Annotated in this window: 16 protein-coding genes and 1 tRNA gene; 11 read left to right on the forward strand and 6 right to left on the reverse strand. The window is 44.8% G+C overall.

From position 1 onward, the window contains the following. Window positions 1-13 precede the first annotated feature (13 nt). The 5 genes from CLV93_RS04845 to CLV93_RS04865 form a co-directional block, all read right to left on the reverse strand. Entirely contained in the window at window positions 14-796 is a 783-nt protein-coding gene (locus CLV93_RS04845) for a radical SAM protein (RefSeq protein WP_106541047.1), read from the reverse strand. A gap of 40 nt (window positions 797-836) precedes the next feature. After that, window positions 837-2,036: an amidohydrolase family protein gene (locus CLV93_RS04850; protein ID WP_106541048.1), complete on the reverse strand. Its 1,200-nt coding sequence runs from the start codon at window positions 2,034-2,036 to the stop codon at window positions 837-839. Next, window positions 2,023-2,403 (reverse strand): DUF4296 domain-containing protein, encoded by a 381-nt coding sequence (locus CLV93_RS04855; protein ID WP_106541049.1) that lies wholly within the window; start codon window positions 2,401-2,403, stop codon window positions 2,023-2,025. Before CLV93_RS04855 ends, CLV93_RS04850 begins: the two co-directional genes overlap by 14 nt. A gap of 441 nt (window positions 2,404-2,844) precedes the next feature. Beyond that, entirely contained in the window at window positions 2,845-3,624 is a 780-nt protein-coding gene (locus CLV93_RS04860) for an ABC transporter ATP-binding protein (protein ID WP_106541050.1), read from the reverse strand. Then, window positions 3,621-4,361 carry an MlaE family ABC transporter permease gene (locus CLV93_RS04865; protein WP_106541051.1) on the reverse strand — a complete coding sequence of 247 codons (741 nt, stop codon included), beginning with the start codon at window positions 4,359-4,361 and terminating at the stop codon, window positions 3,621-3,623. Before CLV93_RS04865 ends, CLV93_RS04860 begins: the two co-directional genes overlap by 4 nt. A 357-nt stretch (window positions 4,362-4,718) precedes the next feature. Here CLV93_RS04865 and CLV93_RS04870 point away from each other — a divergent pair, with 357 nt between their 5' ends. The 4 genes from CLV93_RS04870 (at window position 4,719) to CLV93_RS04885 (ending at window position 8,971) form a co-directional block, all read left to right on the forward strand. Beyond that, window positions 4,719-5,807, forward strand: a complete 1,089-nt coding sequence (locus tag CLV93_RS04870; RefSeq protein WP_106541052.1) for a mannose-1-phosphate guanylyltransferase — start codon at window positions 4,719-4,721, stop codon at window positions 5,805-5,807. A gap of 110 nt (window positions 5,808-5,917) precedes the next feature. Beyond that, window positions 5,918-6,745, forward strand: coding sequence for a peptidylprolyl isomerase (locus CLV93_RS04875; protein WP_106541053.1), 828 nt, complete (start codon window positions 5,918-5,920; stop codon window positions 6,743-6,745). A gap of 75 nt (window positions 6,746-6,820) precedes the next feature. Continuing rightward, complete coding sequence (locus CLV93_RS04880) at window positions 6,821-7,636, forward strand: peptidylprolyl isomerase (protein ID WP_106541054.1); 816 nt, start codon at window positions 6,821-6,823, stop codon at window positions 7,634-7,636. After that, entirely contained in the window at window positions 7,637-8,971 is a 1,335-nt protein-coding gene (locus CLV93_RS04885; RefSeq protein WP_106541055.1) for a peptidylprolyl isomerase, read from the forward strand. On the opposite strand, the gene CLV93_RS04890 is transcribed toward CLV93_RS04885, so the two are convergent. Continuing rightward, the gene (locus tag CLV93_RS04890) at window positions 8,972-9,673 is read right to left on the reverse strand and encodes a 2-C-methyl-D-erythritol 4-phosphate cytidylyltransferase (protein WP_246187194.1); all 702 of its coding nucleotides are present in this window, start codon (window positions 9,671-9,673) and stop codon (window positions 8,972-8,974) included. It lies immediately after the preceding gene. Between the two features lie 105 nt (window positions 9,674-9,778). Here CLV93_RS04890 and CLV93_RS04895 point away from each other — a divergent pair, with 105 nt between their 5' ends. The 7 genes from CLV93_RS04895 to CLV93_RS04925 all read left to right on the forward strand — a co-directional run bounded on the left by CLV93_RS04895 (window position 9,779) and on the right by CLV93_RS04925 (window position 15,851). Next, window positions 9,779-10,444: a DUF2461 domain-containing protein gene (locus CLV93_RS04895; protein ID WP_106541056.1), complete on the forward strand. Its 666-nt coding sequence runs from the start codon at window positions 9,779-9,781 to the stop codon at window positions 10,442-10,444. A 299-nt stretch (window positions 10,445-10,743) separates the two neighbouring features. After that, window positions 10,744-11,424, forward strand: coding sequence for a DUF5020 family protein (locus tag CLV93_RS04900; protein ID WP_106541057.1), 681 nt, complete (start codon window positions 10,744-10,746; stop codon window positions 11,422-11,424). A 26-nt stretch (window positions 11,425-11,450) separates the two neighbouring features. Further along, on the forward strand, window positions 11,451-12,743 hold the full coding sequence (locus CLV93_RS04905) for an NCS2 family permease (protein WP_106541058.1): 1,293 nt from the start codon (window positions 11,451-11,453) through the stop codon (window positions 12,741-12,743). Between the two features lie 102 nt (window positions 12,744-12,845). Then, a tRNA-Val gene (locus CLV93_RS04910) sits at window positions 12,846-12,920 on the forward strand. 312 nt (window positions 12,921-13,232) lie between these two features. Beyond that, window positions 13,233-14,591 carry an MFS transporter gene (locus tag CLV93_RS04915; protein WP_106541059.1) on the forward strand — a complete coding sequence of 453 codons (1,359 nt, stop codon included), beginning with the start codon at window positions 13,233-13,235 and terminating at the stop codon, window positions 14,589-14,591. An 89-nt stretch (window positions 14,592-14,680) separates the two neighbouring features. Continuing rightward, the gene (locus CLV93_RS04920) at window positions 14,681-15,658 is read left to right on the forward strand and encodes an ROK family protein (protein ID WP_106541060.1); all 978 of its coding nucleotides are present in this window, start codon (window positions 14,681-14,683) and stop codon (window positions 15,656-15,658) included. Between the two features lie 10 nt (window positions 15,659-15,668). Beyond that, the gene (locus tag CLV93_RS04925) at window positions 15,669-15,851 is read left to right on the forward strand and encodes a hypothetical protein (protein ID WP_106541061.1); all 183 of its coding nucleotides are present in this window, start codon (window positions 15,669-15,671) and stop codon (window positions 15,849-15,851) included. Window positions 15,852-16,053: the final 202 nt, after the last annotated feature.

Consider the following 16,053-nt stretch of genomic DNA (forward strand, 5'->3'; position numbering starts at 1 on the left):
TTTTATGCCTGTTTCAGCCGCTTACCTGCACGTCGATACCCAATTCATTTTTCACGCGAGTGGCAATTTTTTCCAAATCGTCAGTCGTCACTTTCGAGAGATTCTGGGTGGGCGTATCGCGGGCAATGGTGTATATCATCACGCGTTCGGGGCTAATTTCTGCTAGTAGTTTCAACCAGGCCGAAAGCTCTTCTTCGGTGGTATTGTCAATTCGATGTCCGGAAAATTCTCCCCGGATGAACATGGTCTGAATGGTGAGCTTTCCTTCGAATTTCTTCATGTTATTCACGACTTCCACCAAGTGAAAACGACCCAGCGGACAATCGAGCAGTTGAATGGTGTCGGGGATAGCCGAATCGAGCTTCAGGATGTTGTCGTCCACTTTTTTCAGTGCTTCTACCACTTTCGGTTTGTGCAACATGGTCGAATTGGATAGCACTGCTATTCGGGCATTCGGAAAGTATTCGTTCCGGATGACGATGGTGTCATCGATAATATCAGCAAAAGCGGGATGAAGTGTCGGTTCTCCGTTTCCTGCAAAGGTAAACACGTCGGGAGCTTCTCCTGCATTTCTCATCTCCTCCAGCTTTTTGCGCAGCAGTTGTGCAACGGTTTTCCGTGAAGGTAGTTCGGCTTTCTTTTCCCGTTTGTGTGGAGTCCATCCGCACTCGCAGTAGATGCAGTCGAACGAACAGACTTTGGTGTCGTTGGGTAGCAGGTTGATGCCGAGCGAAACCCCCAGTCGCCGACTTTTGACGGGGCCGAAAATAGTTTGGTCGAAAAGAAATGTGGACATGGTAATAATTTGCTACAAAGATGGGAAATTCTTCGTCAATTTAGATTAGCCGTTTTACCCGCGATCCGGGCAGTAATTTCAGTTGTTGCAAATCCATGCCGGTGATGAGATTCAGGCCGGGTTTTTTCCCGGGTTTAATAGTGCCCAGTTTTCCGTCCATTCGGAGTGCCCGGGCTCCATTTCCGGTGGCCCATTGCACCAGTTCACCGAATGGTATGTCCGGGAAATACTGGTGAAGGGTAATCATTTCGTCGAGTACCGACAGCGAATGATTGGACGACAGACTGTCGGTTCCCAGGCAGATGTTCAGGCCGTTGGAGCGGAGCATTTCCACATCCGGGAGACGATCTTCTATAAACAAATTGGAATTGGGGCACAGCACCAGCGATGTTTTCCCCTCGTCGCGGTTAGCATGGAGCCAATCGAGTTCTTCTTTTCCAGTAAATGTATTGTGTACGAGGAGTAGCTGGCTCGAGGCCGGCAAAAACGGCAATACGCTTTCCAGCGAATTCTTCCCGGTAGGGTGAAACGACTTTAGATCGATGCCGAGGTTTTTCCTGATGTGCTTCGCAATCTTGCCTTTCCCCGTTTGGTAGAGTTCATTTTCCTCATTGCTTTCCTGGTTATGCATGGTGAGAATCGCGTTCTGTTCTAACGCCAGTTCACCTATTTTGCGGAAAAGTTGCTCCGAAATGGAATAAGGTGCGTGAGGAACAACAGAAGCATTTAAACCCAGTTCGAGTGCTTTTTTCTGCAAAAGCGTAGTGTACTCGAAAGCTGCATCAGCCCGGGAAGGTGAGAATCCCAGGGCTTCGATGAATGTGTGATACTGAATTGGCGATGACTTTTTCGTGTCGAAAGCCAGCGGATTGTTGGCAATATCTCCCACGGCTACAATGCCGTTTCGCTGCATTTCAGCGTCGGCAATCCGGGCCGCTTCCTTGATGAGGTCTTCCTGTATTTCGCGTTGTTTGACAATGCGGGAGAGAAATCCGGCCATCCCGGTTTTTTCAGGAAACGTATTTCTCAGATGAGATAACTCGAGATGGCAGTGTGCATTTATGAATCCCGGAACGATGACGCCGCTGTAAAACTTTACGCTGGCTTTTTCCGGCAGTTGACCGCCAGTGTCGATGATTTCTTTGATGGTGCCATCCTTTTCGGTGACAACGATCCCGTTTTTGTATACTTTTCCGTTACCGGTGAATATATAATGAGCTGCGAACTTATTTTTTGCCATCGTCGGGCTTGAGTTTGGGTTCTTCTTTCTTTGCCTGTTCTTCCATCTCGTTAAGCCGGTTCAGCACCTGGTCGTAAATGGCGTCATATTTTTCGGGATGTTTACCATAGTAGAGCACCGATTTGGCAAATACATCCGGGTCGACGTCGTGTTTCTTGCAAATGGAAAAATAAAGGTCGTTGGAAAAATTTTTGGTGGTTTGATCGAGGCGGAACCGTTGGCCGTTGATGGCCTCCGAGAGGTGCATATCGACCAGCAGATCCACCATCTGTTTTTGAGGGAGAATTCCTTTCGGAGTTTTATTACTGTCGGAGCACGAAGCCAGCAGCCATAGTGCCGATATGAGTAAGAATATTTTTGTCCGCATGATTCTGTTTTAGTGAGACCAAAGATACTTACCCATTGTATGAAAGACAAATGTTAAAGTTGCTGAAAATCGGGGGACCATAGTATTAAAAAGTCTGTTTTGGGTTATGACGGGGCGATTTTTATCCTCGCAATTGCTGTTTTATGTCATATTATCGCAAAAGGGTAACAAACGTCAGTCTTTAGGGGAAACGAAAAATATATTTTTGACATTGGTTTCGAAGAAGTTCAATCAAAATATGGGGTAAGAGTTGGCCGGGCAAATTAAGAGTAGGATTAGTCGACGACAGTAATTGTCGATGAAATGCCGGCCGGCGGAATATGAGAGAGTGTGAGCGACCGACAGCGGATGGTTCAAATTTCCGGTTGTCCGTTGAAGGTCTGTAAATACGTGTGGAATAGCTGGAAAACGGTAGTCTGGCGGCTACCGTTTTTTTTTATTCTATGATTGTTCGTCTTTTAATTCCTGCTTTTTCAAGGTCCGCATCTCGCGGTAAAGCGGCGAAGCAAAAACAAAGTCGTTCAACTTCTCATTCGACGTGTACAGAATTTCGTTTTTATTCCCTTCCCACCATTTTTCTCCATGCGAAATGAACAGAATGTTGTCACCAATTTCCATTACCGAGTTCATATCGTGCGTGTTGATAATGGTCGTGATGTCCAGGTCGCGCGTAATCTGATTGATCAGGTTGTCAATCAGAATGGAGGTCATCGGGTCGAGACCCGAGTTGGGCTCGTCACAAAATAGGTATTTCGGATTGAGCACGATGGCCCGGGCAATCGCTACACGTTTACGCATCCCTCCCGAAATTTCAGCTGGATATAATTCGTTGGCACCTTTGATATCGACCCGTTCGAGGCAGAAGTTAACCCGGTCAAGCTTTTCCTTTTCTGTTTGCTTGCTGAACATGTCGAGCGGAAAGCGCACATTTTCTTCTACCGTAAGGGAATCGAACAACGCACCGCCCTGGAAAACCATGCCGATATCCTGCCGCAAACTTTTCCGTTCTTTATTTGAGAAGTGGGCCACATCTTCTCCGTTGTACAGAATTTCTCCCTCATCAATCTCGAGTAAGCCAACAATGGATTTCAGCAAAACGGTCTTACCCGAACCGCTTTGTCCGATAATCAGATTGGTTTTTCCTTTCTCGAATTTGGTGGATATATCTTTCAGAACCGGGCGTTCTTCGAAGGATTTGCACAGGTTTTTTATCTCGATCATTTGAAGAAGATTTGCGTCAGAATTAAATCAAAAAACAGAATTAAAATACTGGTTGTCACCACCGACTGTGTACTTACTTTTCCTACCTCGAGCGCACCTCCATCGACATAATAACCTTTGTATGCCGGCACCGATGCAATGAGGAAACCGAATACCAGCGTTTTTAATCCCGAAAAGGTAACATAGTAGGGTACGAATGCGTAAGTCACACCATTCAGATATTGGGCGGTTGTGACAACTCCGGCCATTGGACCAGTGATTAAGCCACCAACCAGTCCCGTGGCAATACTCAGGATGAACAGCATCGGACTCACAAAAACCACCGCGATAATTTTGGGAAGAATGAGGAACGAAGCCGAGTTAACACCCATAATTTCCATCGAATCAATCTGCTCGGTAATTCGCATACTTCCTATTTCGGTGGCAATGTTGGCACCAACTTTTCCGGCCAGCATCAGGCTAAGAACCGTCGAAGAGAACTCGAGTATGAGTGTATCGCGGTTGCCGAGTCCAATCAAATAGCTGGGCATAAACGGATTGGTTAGGTTATAGGTTAACTGAAGGGTGATAATTCCTCCCATGAAAACCGATATGATCACCACGATGCCAATGGAATCAATTCCTAGTTTTTCGATCTCAACCAGTAACTGACGCCAGTAAATCCGGCCTTTTTCCGGCTTACTGAATACTTTCTTCATCAGTAACATATACTGACCCAGGTGGAAGAAGAATTTCATATATCTGGTTTTTCTAATTCTTTGTAATGCCTTTTGTCGTGCATTATTTGCTCAGGTCTTGTCGAATTTCCGGTCTGCTTTTCAGTTCGGTTCTTTAACCTATTATTGTACAAATATGCGCGTGTCTTTGTTTTACGGATAAAATAACAAGTTGATTATCAGCAGTTATTTTCTCTGAACCATTTCTTTCCTAAACACCCGAACCGGATGGATAGCCTGTTTGATACATTGATCTAAAAGTACAAAATTATTAAGGAATGCTCTTATTTCTGCCTTTTCTTAGCTATTTGATCATCCTGAAGGATTTTGACTTTACCTTTGCAAAAATTTGGATAAATTTGGTACAAAACCGTTCATATGGACAATTGCAATAATTACTGCGTCATTATGGCTGGTGGTATCGGAAGTCGATTCTGGCCGCTCAGTACGCAAGACAGACCGAAACAATTTATTGATATTCTGGGAGTAGGAAAGTCTTTACTTCAACTCACTTTTGAACGCTTCAACAAGATATTCCCTGCTGAAAATATACTGATAGTTACCAGTGAGCGTTACCGCGAAATGGTGTTGGAGCAGCTGCCTCAGCTGGATTCGGACCAGGTGCTGTGTGAGCCGCTCAGAAGAAATACAGCGCCTTGTATGGCTTATGCGACCCATAAAATTCTTAGTCGCTGTAAAGATGCCAACATCGTTGTGGCTCCGTCCGATCATCTGATTTTGAAAGAAGATGCGTTTCTGGAGGAGATTCGTAAAGGAATGGATTTCACTGAAAAGAACAACGTACTTTTAACGCTCGGAATAAAACCAAGCAGACCTGAAACAGGATATGGATATATTCAGGTAGCGGACAGTTGTGAGTACGATGATTATGATAATCTGTATCATGTAAAAACATTTACCGAAAAGCCCGATCGGAAAATGGCTCAGCTGTTTATGGAGACAGGTGAATTCTTTTGGAATTCGGGCATTTTTATCTGGTCCGTAAAGGCCATTCACGAAGCATTGTCGAAGTACCTTCCGGATGTGAACACCGTTTTTGAGAAGGGCTACAAATATTACCATACAGAAGACGAAGTCCATTTTATCAATAAAGCGTATTCTGAATGTCCGAATATTTCTATCGATTACGGAATTATGGAGAAGGCGGATAACGTCTACGTTCTTTGTTCCGATTTTGGTTGGTCCGATCTGGGAACCTGGGGCTCTCTTCACGAAAATCATCATGTCGATGAAAATCAAAATGCCGTGTGGGGAAACAAGGTTTTTCTTTATGAAACCAGAGATAGCATCATCAATATGCAAGGAGAAAAAACTGCTGTGGTGCAGGGGTTGGAAGGGTACATTGTTGTGGAAACAGACAATACTCTTTTGATTTGCAAAAAGGATGATGAGCAACAAATCAGGCAGTTTGTTGCAGATGTGAATCTGGCAGAAGAGAAAAAGTAATCACAAAATATTTATTACAATAAGAGGCTTCCTCAAAAGGAGGCCTTTGTTGTTTTGCCTGTCATCTGATCTGGCTGATTTTTATACCTTAGGCATCAAATCTGAAAATTATGCAACGAAAAATCCATCTTTTCCTGACGCTGGCCATCCTGTTCCTCGCGTCCTGTTCTCATTCCGGTAAAACCGGAAAACAAAAAGGACCGGTCGTACTGATAAAAACAGAATATGGCAACATGAAAGTGTTGTTGTACAACGAAACACCACAACACCGCGATAATTTCCTGAAACTGGTCAAGCAGGGATTCTACAACGGACTGCTTTTTCACCGCGTAATTCCTGAGTTCATGATTCAGGGCGGCGATCCGAAGTCGCGGGATGCAGAACCCGGTCAGATGTTGGGAAACGGTGGCCCGGGTTATACCCTTCCGGCAGAATTCCGGCCCGATTTGATTCATAAGAAAGGTGCTCTGGCAGCAGCGCGTCTGGGCGATCAGGAAAATCCGGAAAAGCGTTCATCCGGCTCACAGTTTTACATTGTCGAAGGGAAAGTCTTTACGCCGCAAGCCCTGGATTCGCTGGAAGCATTGCGCACGCAGCATGAAGCTCAGACGATTTATCATCAGCTGTTTATGAAGAAGGCCGACTCGGTACGCATATTGCAGGAGCAAGGGAAGCAGATTGAGTATGCTGATATGCTCGATCGATTGGAAAAGCAGGCTCAGGATAGTGCCGCTTTGCATCCGTTCCATTTTACGAAACAGCAACGGGAGACCTATACCACCATTGGCGGTGTTCCGCATCTCGATGGCAACTACACCGTATTTGGTGAGGTGATTGAAGGCCTGAATGTAATCGATTCCATTGCTCACGTAAAAACGGATGATCACGACAGGCCCGTGAAAGATGTGAAGATGAGCATGAAAATATTGAAGGATTAGCGAAGAAGTCAGGCTATTTGCCTGTTTCTTCAATTTTCATTTTATTCACGGAAAACATCAAAAACAGACCGGATTGTGAAGAAGATCGTTTTCTTGTTGGTATTATTTTTTGCAGTAATTGCTGCTAAAGCTCAGCAGCCCGAACATGTTGTGGTTATCTCAACGAACTTCGGTGATATGAAGTGCAAATTGTATAACGACACACCGAAACACCGCGACAAATTTTTACAGGAAGTCAGGAAGGGTTACTACAACGGAACCTTGTTCTACAGGGTGATACATAATTTTCTGATTCAGGGTGGAGCTGCTGATTCGCGCAATGCGCCTCCGGGGAAGCGCATTGGCTATGGAGATCCGGCATTCACGGTCGACGATGAGATTCGTCCAAACCATTTCCACAAGAAAGGAGCTTTGTGTGCTCCCCGCCAACCCGACAAAGTGAATCCGTTCAAGCAATCCGATATTTCGCAGTTTTATATTGTCGAAGGACGTGTTTTTCGTCCGGGAGAATTGGATACCATGGAACTGGCAAACAATGTTCCGATTAAGCAACAAATCGTCAATCAGATTCTGACACCCGAAATAAAAGCGAAGCTGAAAAAACTAAAAGAGGAAAAGAAAGTAAAGGAATTCCGGGCGCTTGCTAATCCTATTAAAGGACAAATCGAAACGGAATATGCTTTGAACCCTCATGTGCTGAAGTTCTCCAAAGCGCAGCGAAAAGCATACACAACGGTTGGCGGTTATCCGGAACTGGACAGAAAGTACACAGTTTTTGGCGAAGTGATTGATGGCTTTGATGTCATTGATAAGATTGCTGCAATGAAGACAGACAAAAATGATCGTCCCCTCACGGATGTGAAAATTTTAAATATTAAAGTAATCAAGTAAATGGCACGAATGAGACAACTGTTGATTCTGACGCTCGCGGTAGTATTGGTTTCCTGTGGAGGTTCGGGAAAAAAAGGCAATACGTCTGGTGAAAAAGATGCAAAAACTGAGAAGAAAGCGCCGGAGAAAGTCTCATTCGGAAAATTTTTGCCCTCTATTTTTTCAGTTACCACCTACGACGGGAAACGCCGCCTGGAGCAGGGAATGGGTTTCTTCCTGAACGATAGCGTTGCTGTTAGTCTCTATTCGCTTTTTGGAAATTCGAATCGCGCCATCGTGCAGCCGCTGGATGGAAACAAGACCTATGAGGTAGCCGGCTTTCTGGCGGTCGATCGAATCAATGATTTGGTGTTACTGAAGATAAAAAATTTGCACCGGCCCGGATTGAAATTATATACAGGCCATGTTCCACAGGCGGCTCTGACCTATTTGGTTAGTCCCATAAGGGGAAATACAGTTCCTGTTGGCACGGGTAAAATGCTTGAAGAATCGACCATCCAGGGGAACCATGTTTTCCGGATATCCAACGTTATTTATGGATCGACCTGTGGACGGCCGGTTTTTCTTAAGAACCGTGAAGTGTTGGGGGTTGGCAACCTCTATTCCGCGGGCATCGATCAGGATTACCTGGCTATTCCGGCTGAACTTGTCGAAAAGCTACTGAAGAAACAGACCGAGCCGTTGAAACCGCTGTCCCGCTTGGGAGGGAAAGTTCCTCCGGCGGTTAGTGCTGCCAATGCAAAAATTAAGGGGGTGTTGGTGGAAACCGACTATGGTAACATAACCATCAAGCTTTTTAATAATATGCCGATTTACCGGGATAATTTCCTGAAACTGGTCCGGGAGCATTACTACGACTCGCTGCTGTGGCACCGGGTCATTGCCAAATTCGTGATTCAAACCGGTGCGGCTGACACGCGGCATGCCAAGCCCGATGACATGGTAGGTTGGAAAGGTCCGGGTTACACGCTGCCGGCCAATATCAACCCGAAATATTTCCACCGCCGTGGAATGGTGGGAGTGCCCCGTCTTCCCGATAGTCAAAACAATTATAAGCGTTCGGACGGAAGTCAGTTTTATATTGTGGTGGGAAGAAAGTACTCCGATAGCGAGTTGGATGACATTGAAAAAGAGAACCACATTAAATTCTCGCCCGAACAACGTCGGGTGTACAAAACCATTGGCGGAGCTCCAACGCTGGACGGAGAATACACCATCTTTGGTGAAGTGACTTCGGGGATGGACGTGGCAGACCGGATTGATACCGTGAGCGTGGACAAATATTACCGCCCGTTGCGCGATATTCGCGTGAAGCGTATTCGTATCCTGAAGTGATTATTTTCTTCCCGGTAGGGAAAGGAAAAACTCGGCAATTCTCAAATCTACCGGATGCGTAATTTTGATGTTTTCGCGGTTTCCTTCCACAAGATGAACCCGAAAGCCAGCACTTTCTGCTACCGAAGCATCGTCGGTGAATAACGGATCGTAAGCTTGTTCGTAAGCTTTTAGCAACGTCGACGAATGGAATACTTGTGGCGTTTGCACCGAAAAATAACGGCTGCGGTCAACCGGAACCGATTTTTCCATAGTCCCTTCACGTAACGATTCAACAACGGACAGAACCGGAATAGCAGCTCCTTTTTTTTCCGCTACCGCGAAGCAATCGTTGATGGTGGTTTGGCTGACCAACGGCCGAACACCGTCGTGTATAGCAACTAAATCGGAGTCGGACAAAGCCGACAAACCGTTTTTTACCGACTGAAAACGCGTGTCTCCTCCGGAAACAACCTGATGCCGAAGGACAAAATGATGATTCAGACACAGTTGTTCCCAGAAAGGAATCTGTTCGGCAGGAAGAACTACAATCAATTCCATGGATGAGTCGAACCGGTGGAAAGCTTCGAGTGTGTACATCAGAACAGGTTTGCCTAATAATTCGAGAAACTGTTTCGGTCGGTCGCTTTTCATTCGCGAGCCACTGCCGCCGGCAACAATAATCGTGGAACGTGTCATGGAATGTGAGTCGGTTCTGTTCATGGCGATTCAGGTCTGATTTCGGTTTTCCTTGCAAATTTAGTCTTCCCTTTACAAACCTTACGGTGATTTCGAATAAATTTGGTGAAACTGCATAAGCATTTTATCATGAAAGAGATTCTTGACTTTTTGAATGACTTGGAAAAGAATAATAACCGCGAATGGTTTGAAGAAAATCGGGCTCGTTACGAAGCGACCCGGAACCAGTTTTTGGTTTTTACTGAATTGCTGAATAATGAAATCAGGACGTTTGATCCGGAGGTGCCAATACTCGCTCCAAAAGATTGTATGTTCCGGATTTTCCGCGATGTTCGGTTTTCGAACGATAAACGTCCCTACAAAACCAATTACGGAAGTTTTATTGCCCGCGGCGGACGAAAATCAGGATATGCTGGTTATTATCTGCATTTGCAACCGGGAAGTTCTTTCCTGGGAGGAGGCGTGTATATGCCGCCATCCGACCGGTTGAAAGCCATCCGGCAGGAAATCTATCTCGATCCGAAAGGCTTTATGGAAATAAAAGACAACCCCGAATTTCAGCGATATCTCCCCGATGAATACGATGACAAACTGAAAACCGCACCCCGCGATTTTCCGAAGGACTGGGAATACATTCATTTGCTTAGAAATAAATCATACGCTTATGACCGTAACCTGAGTGAAGAGGAAATTCTATCGTCTTCGTTGATGGAAAATGTGTTGGAAACCTTCAAAGTACTTTCCCGGATGAACCATTTCCTGAACCAGGCCATCGATGATAATCTGAAGTCCTGAAGTCAGTCCAAATTCTTTGCGGTTCATCAGTGAAAACGGGAGAAGCAAAAGAACTTTGAAATGTAGATTTATTACAAACTATCGTTCTGACCTACTAATCTGTAAGTCAATTTGTAAATATTGTTAATTTCGCGGCGGATTTGTTAATATTTTTTAAAATCGTCGCAGGGATATTTCATTAGTTTTGCAACGATTATCGTAATAAACCCTCATTTCATGAAACAAGCCATTAGCATTGTAACCTAATGGTCGGCAATGTGTTGGTTCGTTGCATGTGACGTAAAATGAACTAATATCACATGAAAAAGATCCTTTTTGCTCTTTCCTTTCTGATGGCCTTTACGGCTTTGGAAGCTCAGGACATTCAGCTGCATTATGACCTGGGCAAAGACCGCAAGTATTTGACTTCGACGGTTGAAATGTTCAAACCCGACCAGTATGGTAGTACCTTCTTCTTCATCGATATGGATTATGGTGCCAACGATGTGCAAGGGGTGGCTTTGGCTTACTGGGAAATTGCCCGCGGACTCAAATTCTGGGATAATCCGTTTGAAATCCATGTAGAGTACAACGGTGGCTTCGGACAGTATGCCCCGGGTGGTGCTTACCAGATTAACGATGCCTGGCTTTTCGGTGGAAACTACACCTGGAACACGGCTGATTATTCGAAGATTTTCACTCTGCAACTGATGTACAAAACCATCCGCGGAAAGAACAAAAACTCTTTCCAGGTTACTGGCGTGTGGACACTCCAGTTTTTCAACAACAAGTTGACATTGGATGGATTTGCGGATTTCTGGCGCGAGGACAATATGTTTGCTGATAAATCTACCAAGTTCGTTTTCCTGAGTGAACCGCAGTTTTGGTACAATGTGACCAAGAATTTCTCGGTAGGTAGTGAAATTGAGTTGAGTACTAACTTTGGAGGACATGAAGGATTTATGGTGAATCCGACCATTGCCGGTAAATGGACATTCTGATACCGGACATTGTTAAATAACCTGTTATGTTAGAAAAGCTTTTTAAACTTACACAGAACAAAACATCGGTGAAAACCGAAGTGGTGGCCGGAATCACCACGTTTATGACAATGGCATATATCCTTGCGGTGAACCCGACCATTCTTTCGGAAACCGGAATGGATAAGAATGCGCTTTTCACGGCAACGGCTGTTGCCTCAATCGTTGCTACGTTGGTAATGGCTCTCCTGGCGAACCTGCCTTTTGCCTTGGCTCCGGGAATGGGCTTGAATGCTTTCTTTGCTTTCACAGTGTGCCTGGGAATGGGCTTTAGTTGGGAATTTGCCCTGACGGCAGTATTTATCGAGGGAATCATTTTTCTGATTCTAACTGCATTTAATATTCGCGAGCTAATTGTGAATGCCATCCCAATTAACCTGAAGCATGCTGTTTCAGCTGGTATCGGTTTGTTTATCGCATTTATCGGAATGCAGGGCTCTGGTTTGATTGTAAATAATGACGCCACTTTGGTTGGTCTCGGCGATATGAGCTCACCGACCGTGCTGGTTACCCTTTTTGGCTTGCTGCTCACCGGGGTATTGCTGGCTTTGCGGGTGAAAGGTGCCCTGTTGATTGGTATCTTTGCTTCGACTATTTTGGGTATTCCGCTGGGCGTGACTCATCTTCCCGAAGGACATGTATTAAGTCTGCCGCCGTCCATTGCTCCCATCGCTTTCAAATTCGATTTCAGCAAGGTTTTCTCTCTCGATATGGTGATCATTCTCTTCACCTTCTTGTTTGTCGATATGTTCGATACGGTTGGAACCCTGGTGGGGGTATCGTCGAAAGCGAACATGCTGGATTCGGAAGGACGCGTTCCCCGTGTGAAGCAAGCACTGTTTGCTGACGCAGTAGGAACTACTTTTGGTGCCATGCTGGGTACCTCTACAGTTACCACTTACGTGGAAAGCGCTTCGGGCGTGGCTGAAGGCGGAAAAACCGGTTTGACTTCGCTGACCGTTGCCGGAATGTTTTTCCTGGCACTGTTCCTGGCTCCGCTTTTCCTGATGGTTCCGGGTGCAGCTACGGCTCCGGCCCTGATTTTGGTCGGTTCGTTTATGATGTCACCAATTCTGAAAATCAACTTTGATGATTACACCGAGTCGATTCCGGCATTCCTGACCATCGTCATGATGCCGCTGACCTACAGTATTGCCGAAGGTATTGTTTTCGGAATGCTTTCATATGTACTGCTCAAAGTTTTGTCGGGTAAGATGAAAGATGTTAGTGTCATTATGTATGTTCTGGCAGTTTTATTCGTTCTGAAGTTTTTGGTTTAGACAGAATCTATTCCAGTTATATACTACTAAAAAAGGCCTTTTCAAGTTTTGGAAAGGCTTTTTTTATTCGGTCAAATATTCTATTTTTGGCTTCACCACAAAGGGACGTTAGCTCAGTTGGTTTAGAGCGCTACCTTGACAGGGTAGAAGTCACTGGTTCGAATCCAGTACGTCCCACACTTTTCTTAGCTTACCACAACAATTTGACTACCCGGAATCCTGAAATCGACCACGAAAGAGTTAAATAACATTGAGAGATATTTAGGTGAAACAACCGCTATTCAGACCGAATGATCAGAGCGACTTATTGGTTGAATAACAATATCCCTGAATAAAAAGGTAAAATAATGGTTGGGAATTTTTAAAATCGCAAGTGACGTACATGTAAAGATTGAGATCTTTCATGACGAAAGACAGATTAATTTTTATATTTGTTCAAACTTGAAATGATTTATTCTAAACCAAATCATTAACTGAAAACAAAGCATAATGGAACAAAAGCACGCTAATTACGGACTTGGAATGTCCGTTTTCGGAGCCATTTTCTTCATTTTTGGTTTCGCAACTACTTTCATCATCACGTTAAGTGCCAAGGTGAAGATGATTTTTACCTTGTCGGAATTTGAAGCTCAGCTTTTAACTGCTGCATTCTTCCTTACCTATCCGGTTTTATCGATTCCCACAGGCTATCTTATTAATCGTATTGGGTACAAAACAGCTGTTGTAGCCGGACTTATTGTAATGGCAATAGGTAGCTTCCTGTTTTTCCCGGCAGCAGCCATTCCGTCTTTCGGATTGTTCCTGACTGCAACTTTTGTGTTGGCTGCCGGAGTGGTTATTCTCCAAACGGCTGCCAATCCTTATGTGACGGCTCTTGGTCCGGAATCCAGTGCTTCAGGACGACTAAACCTGACGCAGGCGTTGAATTCCATCGCTACCATGATTGCTCCCTGGATTATCTCCGTAGCTATTTTCAAAGGCGCAGGCGATATGCTTGATGCTGCGACTTCCGCAAAGACCGTTCAGCTGCCATTTATTATCATGGGAGTTATTATTACACTGGTTGCGATTGCCATTATGGCGATTAAGCTTCCTGTTTTGCTTGACAGCGAAGAGATGGCTAATCCGGAGCGTGTTAAGAAGAGTGTTTGGAAGTATCCCCACGTATTATTGGGAGCTTTAGGTATTTTCTTTTACGTAGGTGCAGAAGTAGGAAACGCCGGATTGCTGGTTAACTATCTGCAATCTCTCGAGGGGTTGAATATTACTCCTGAAATTGCCTCGCGTTTTGCTGCTATTTACTGGGGAGGTGCTATGATTGGCCGTTTCTTCGGTTCGATTCTGCTCTCAGAAATGAAAGGAAATAAGTTGCCTTATATTTTCGGAGTGCTGATTCTTGCACTCGTTTCAGGTGCTTTTGTTACCGACTGGAACTTTAACTATGGTGCCTACTTCCTGTTGATTGCTGTAATCAACTTTGCCATTATGCAATTGGGTAAAGGAAACGCCAACCGTACCCTGGCTGTTTTTGCGGGTGTTGCTGCTATTTTGGCCATTACAACCGCGGTTACTACAGGAAGTGTTTCTCTTTGGACCATTGTTTCCATCGGTTTCTTTAACTCCATCATGTTCCCGAATATCTTCGCTCTGGCTGTCAGAGACCTCGATAATGCAGAGAAAAGTACGGCTTCCGGAATTATCAACAGTTTGATTTTCGGAGGTGCTGTTCTTCCTCTTATTATGGGAACCATTGCCGATAGCTACGGTTATACCTGGGCATTCTTTGTACCGGCATTCAGTTACCTGTACATCTTCTTCTATGCTGTTAAGGGTAGCAAGATTCGTTAATCACTAATAAGAATATCAATAGGATTCAGGTCCCAAACGTAAAGCTTTTACTTTGGGACTTGTTCTCTCCTTTAAAAACATAAAAACACATGAAAAGAGTTGCGATAGGTATAGATATCGGCGGAACCAATACCGTTCTGGGTGTGGTTGACGAAAATGGCGATGTCCTGGTAAAAGATTCCATCTCAACACCCAACCATGGTGATGTTGGCAAATATGTTGCTTCGTTGAGCGAAAGTATCAACGAGTTAATCGATTCTGTTCACAAGCTGAATGCTGATGCAGAAGTGATGGGAATTGGTATTGGTGCTCCTAACGGAAACTACTATAAAGGAACCATCGAGCAGGCAGCAAACCTGGCTTTTAAAGGAGTAGTGCCACTGGTTGATTTGCTGAAAGAGAATTTTCCGCATCTGAAAGCGCTGGCGTTGACTAACGATGCCAATGCAGCTGCTATGGGTGAGATGATTTACGGAGGTGCTAAAGGCATGAAGAACTTCGTGATGATTACCCTCGGTACAGGTTTAGGAAGTGGTATTGTGGTAAATGGTGATTTGGTTTATGGGCATGACGGTTTTGCCGGCGAAGTAGGTCACACAACTGTTATTCCGCACGGACGTGTTTGCGGTTGCGGCGGTGCAGGTCACCTCGAAGCTTATTGTTCAGCACCTGGTATCAAACGTACCGTATTTGAACTGTTGACCAAATATAATGGTGGCAGTGAATTGACGAAATATTCGTTCGATGAACTCGACTCGAAGAAGGTATTCGAAGCTGCTGAAAAAGGTGATAAAGTTGCCCTGGAAGCGTTCGAAATTACCGGTGAATTGCTTGGTCAGGGACTTGGCGATACGGTTTGTCATCTGAGCCCGGAAGCCATCTTCCTGTTCGGAGGTCCAACTGCTGCCGGCGATCTGATCTTCAAACCCACTAAGGAGAGCATGGAAAGACATGTACTACCTATTTTCCGTAACAAGGTGGAGATTCTTCCTTCGAAACTGAAAGCTGGTTCTGCTGCAATTGTTGGTGCCAGTGCATTGGTTTGGAAAGAACTGGAAAAGGAATAAAAGAGAATACTTGTATATAAAAAAGGCTGTTCCGGTTGGGACAGCCTTTTTTGTTTCCTACCGGAATGCCCTCAAAAGGGCATTGGTGCTCTTTGGTTCCTGGTATATAAGCTTTCCTTCACAGGAAAGAAAGAAGTCGGGGCTGGAAGAAATATCCGAAATCAGGGAAAGCATGTGCCGCGAGCAGGAATGAAGGTGTTTTTGGTTGGAAGAAGTGCCGGCGAAGCTGGAATGACAGGCAAAATAGCTGAAAGAAGTGTCAATATTGCTGGAAAGATGAGTAAAATACCTGGAATGAATACCAGATTGTATTGGAAAGACCACCTTTTTGCCTGGAAAGATAGTTTGTTGAATTGGTAATATTTACAAAGTGTATGGTGGAAGACAATAAACTT

It is taken from the genome of Prolixibacter denitrificans, assembly GCF_003014495.1.
Classification (GTDB): domain Bacteria; phylum Bacteroidota; class Bacteroidia; order Bacteroidales; family Prolixibacteraceae; genus Prolixibacter; species Prolixibacter denitrificans.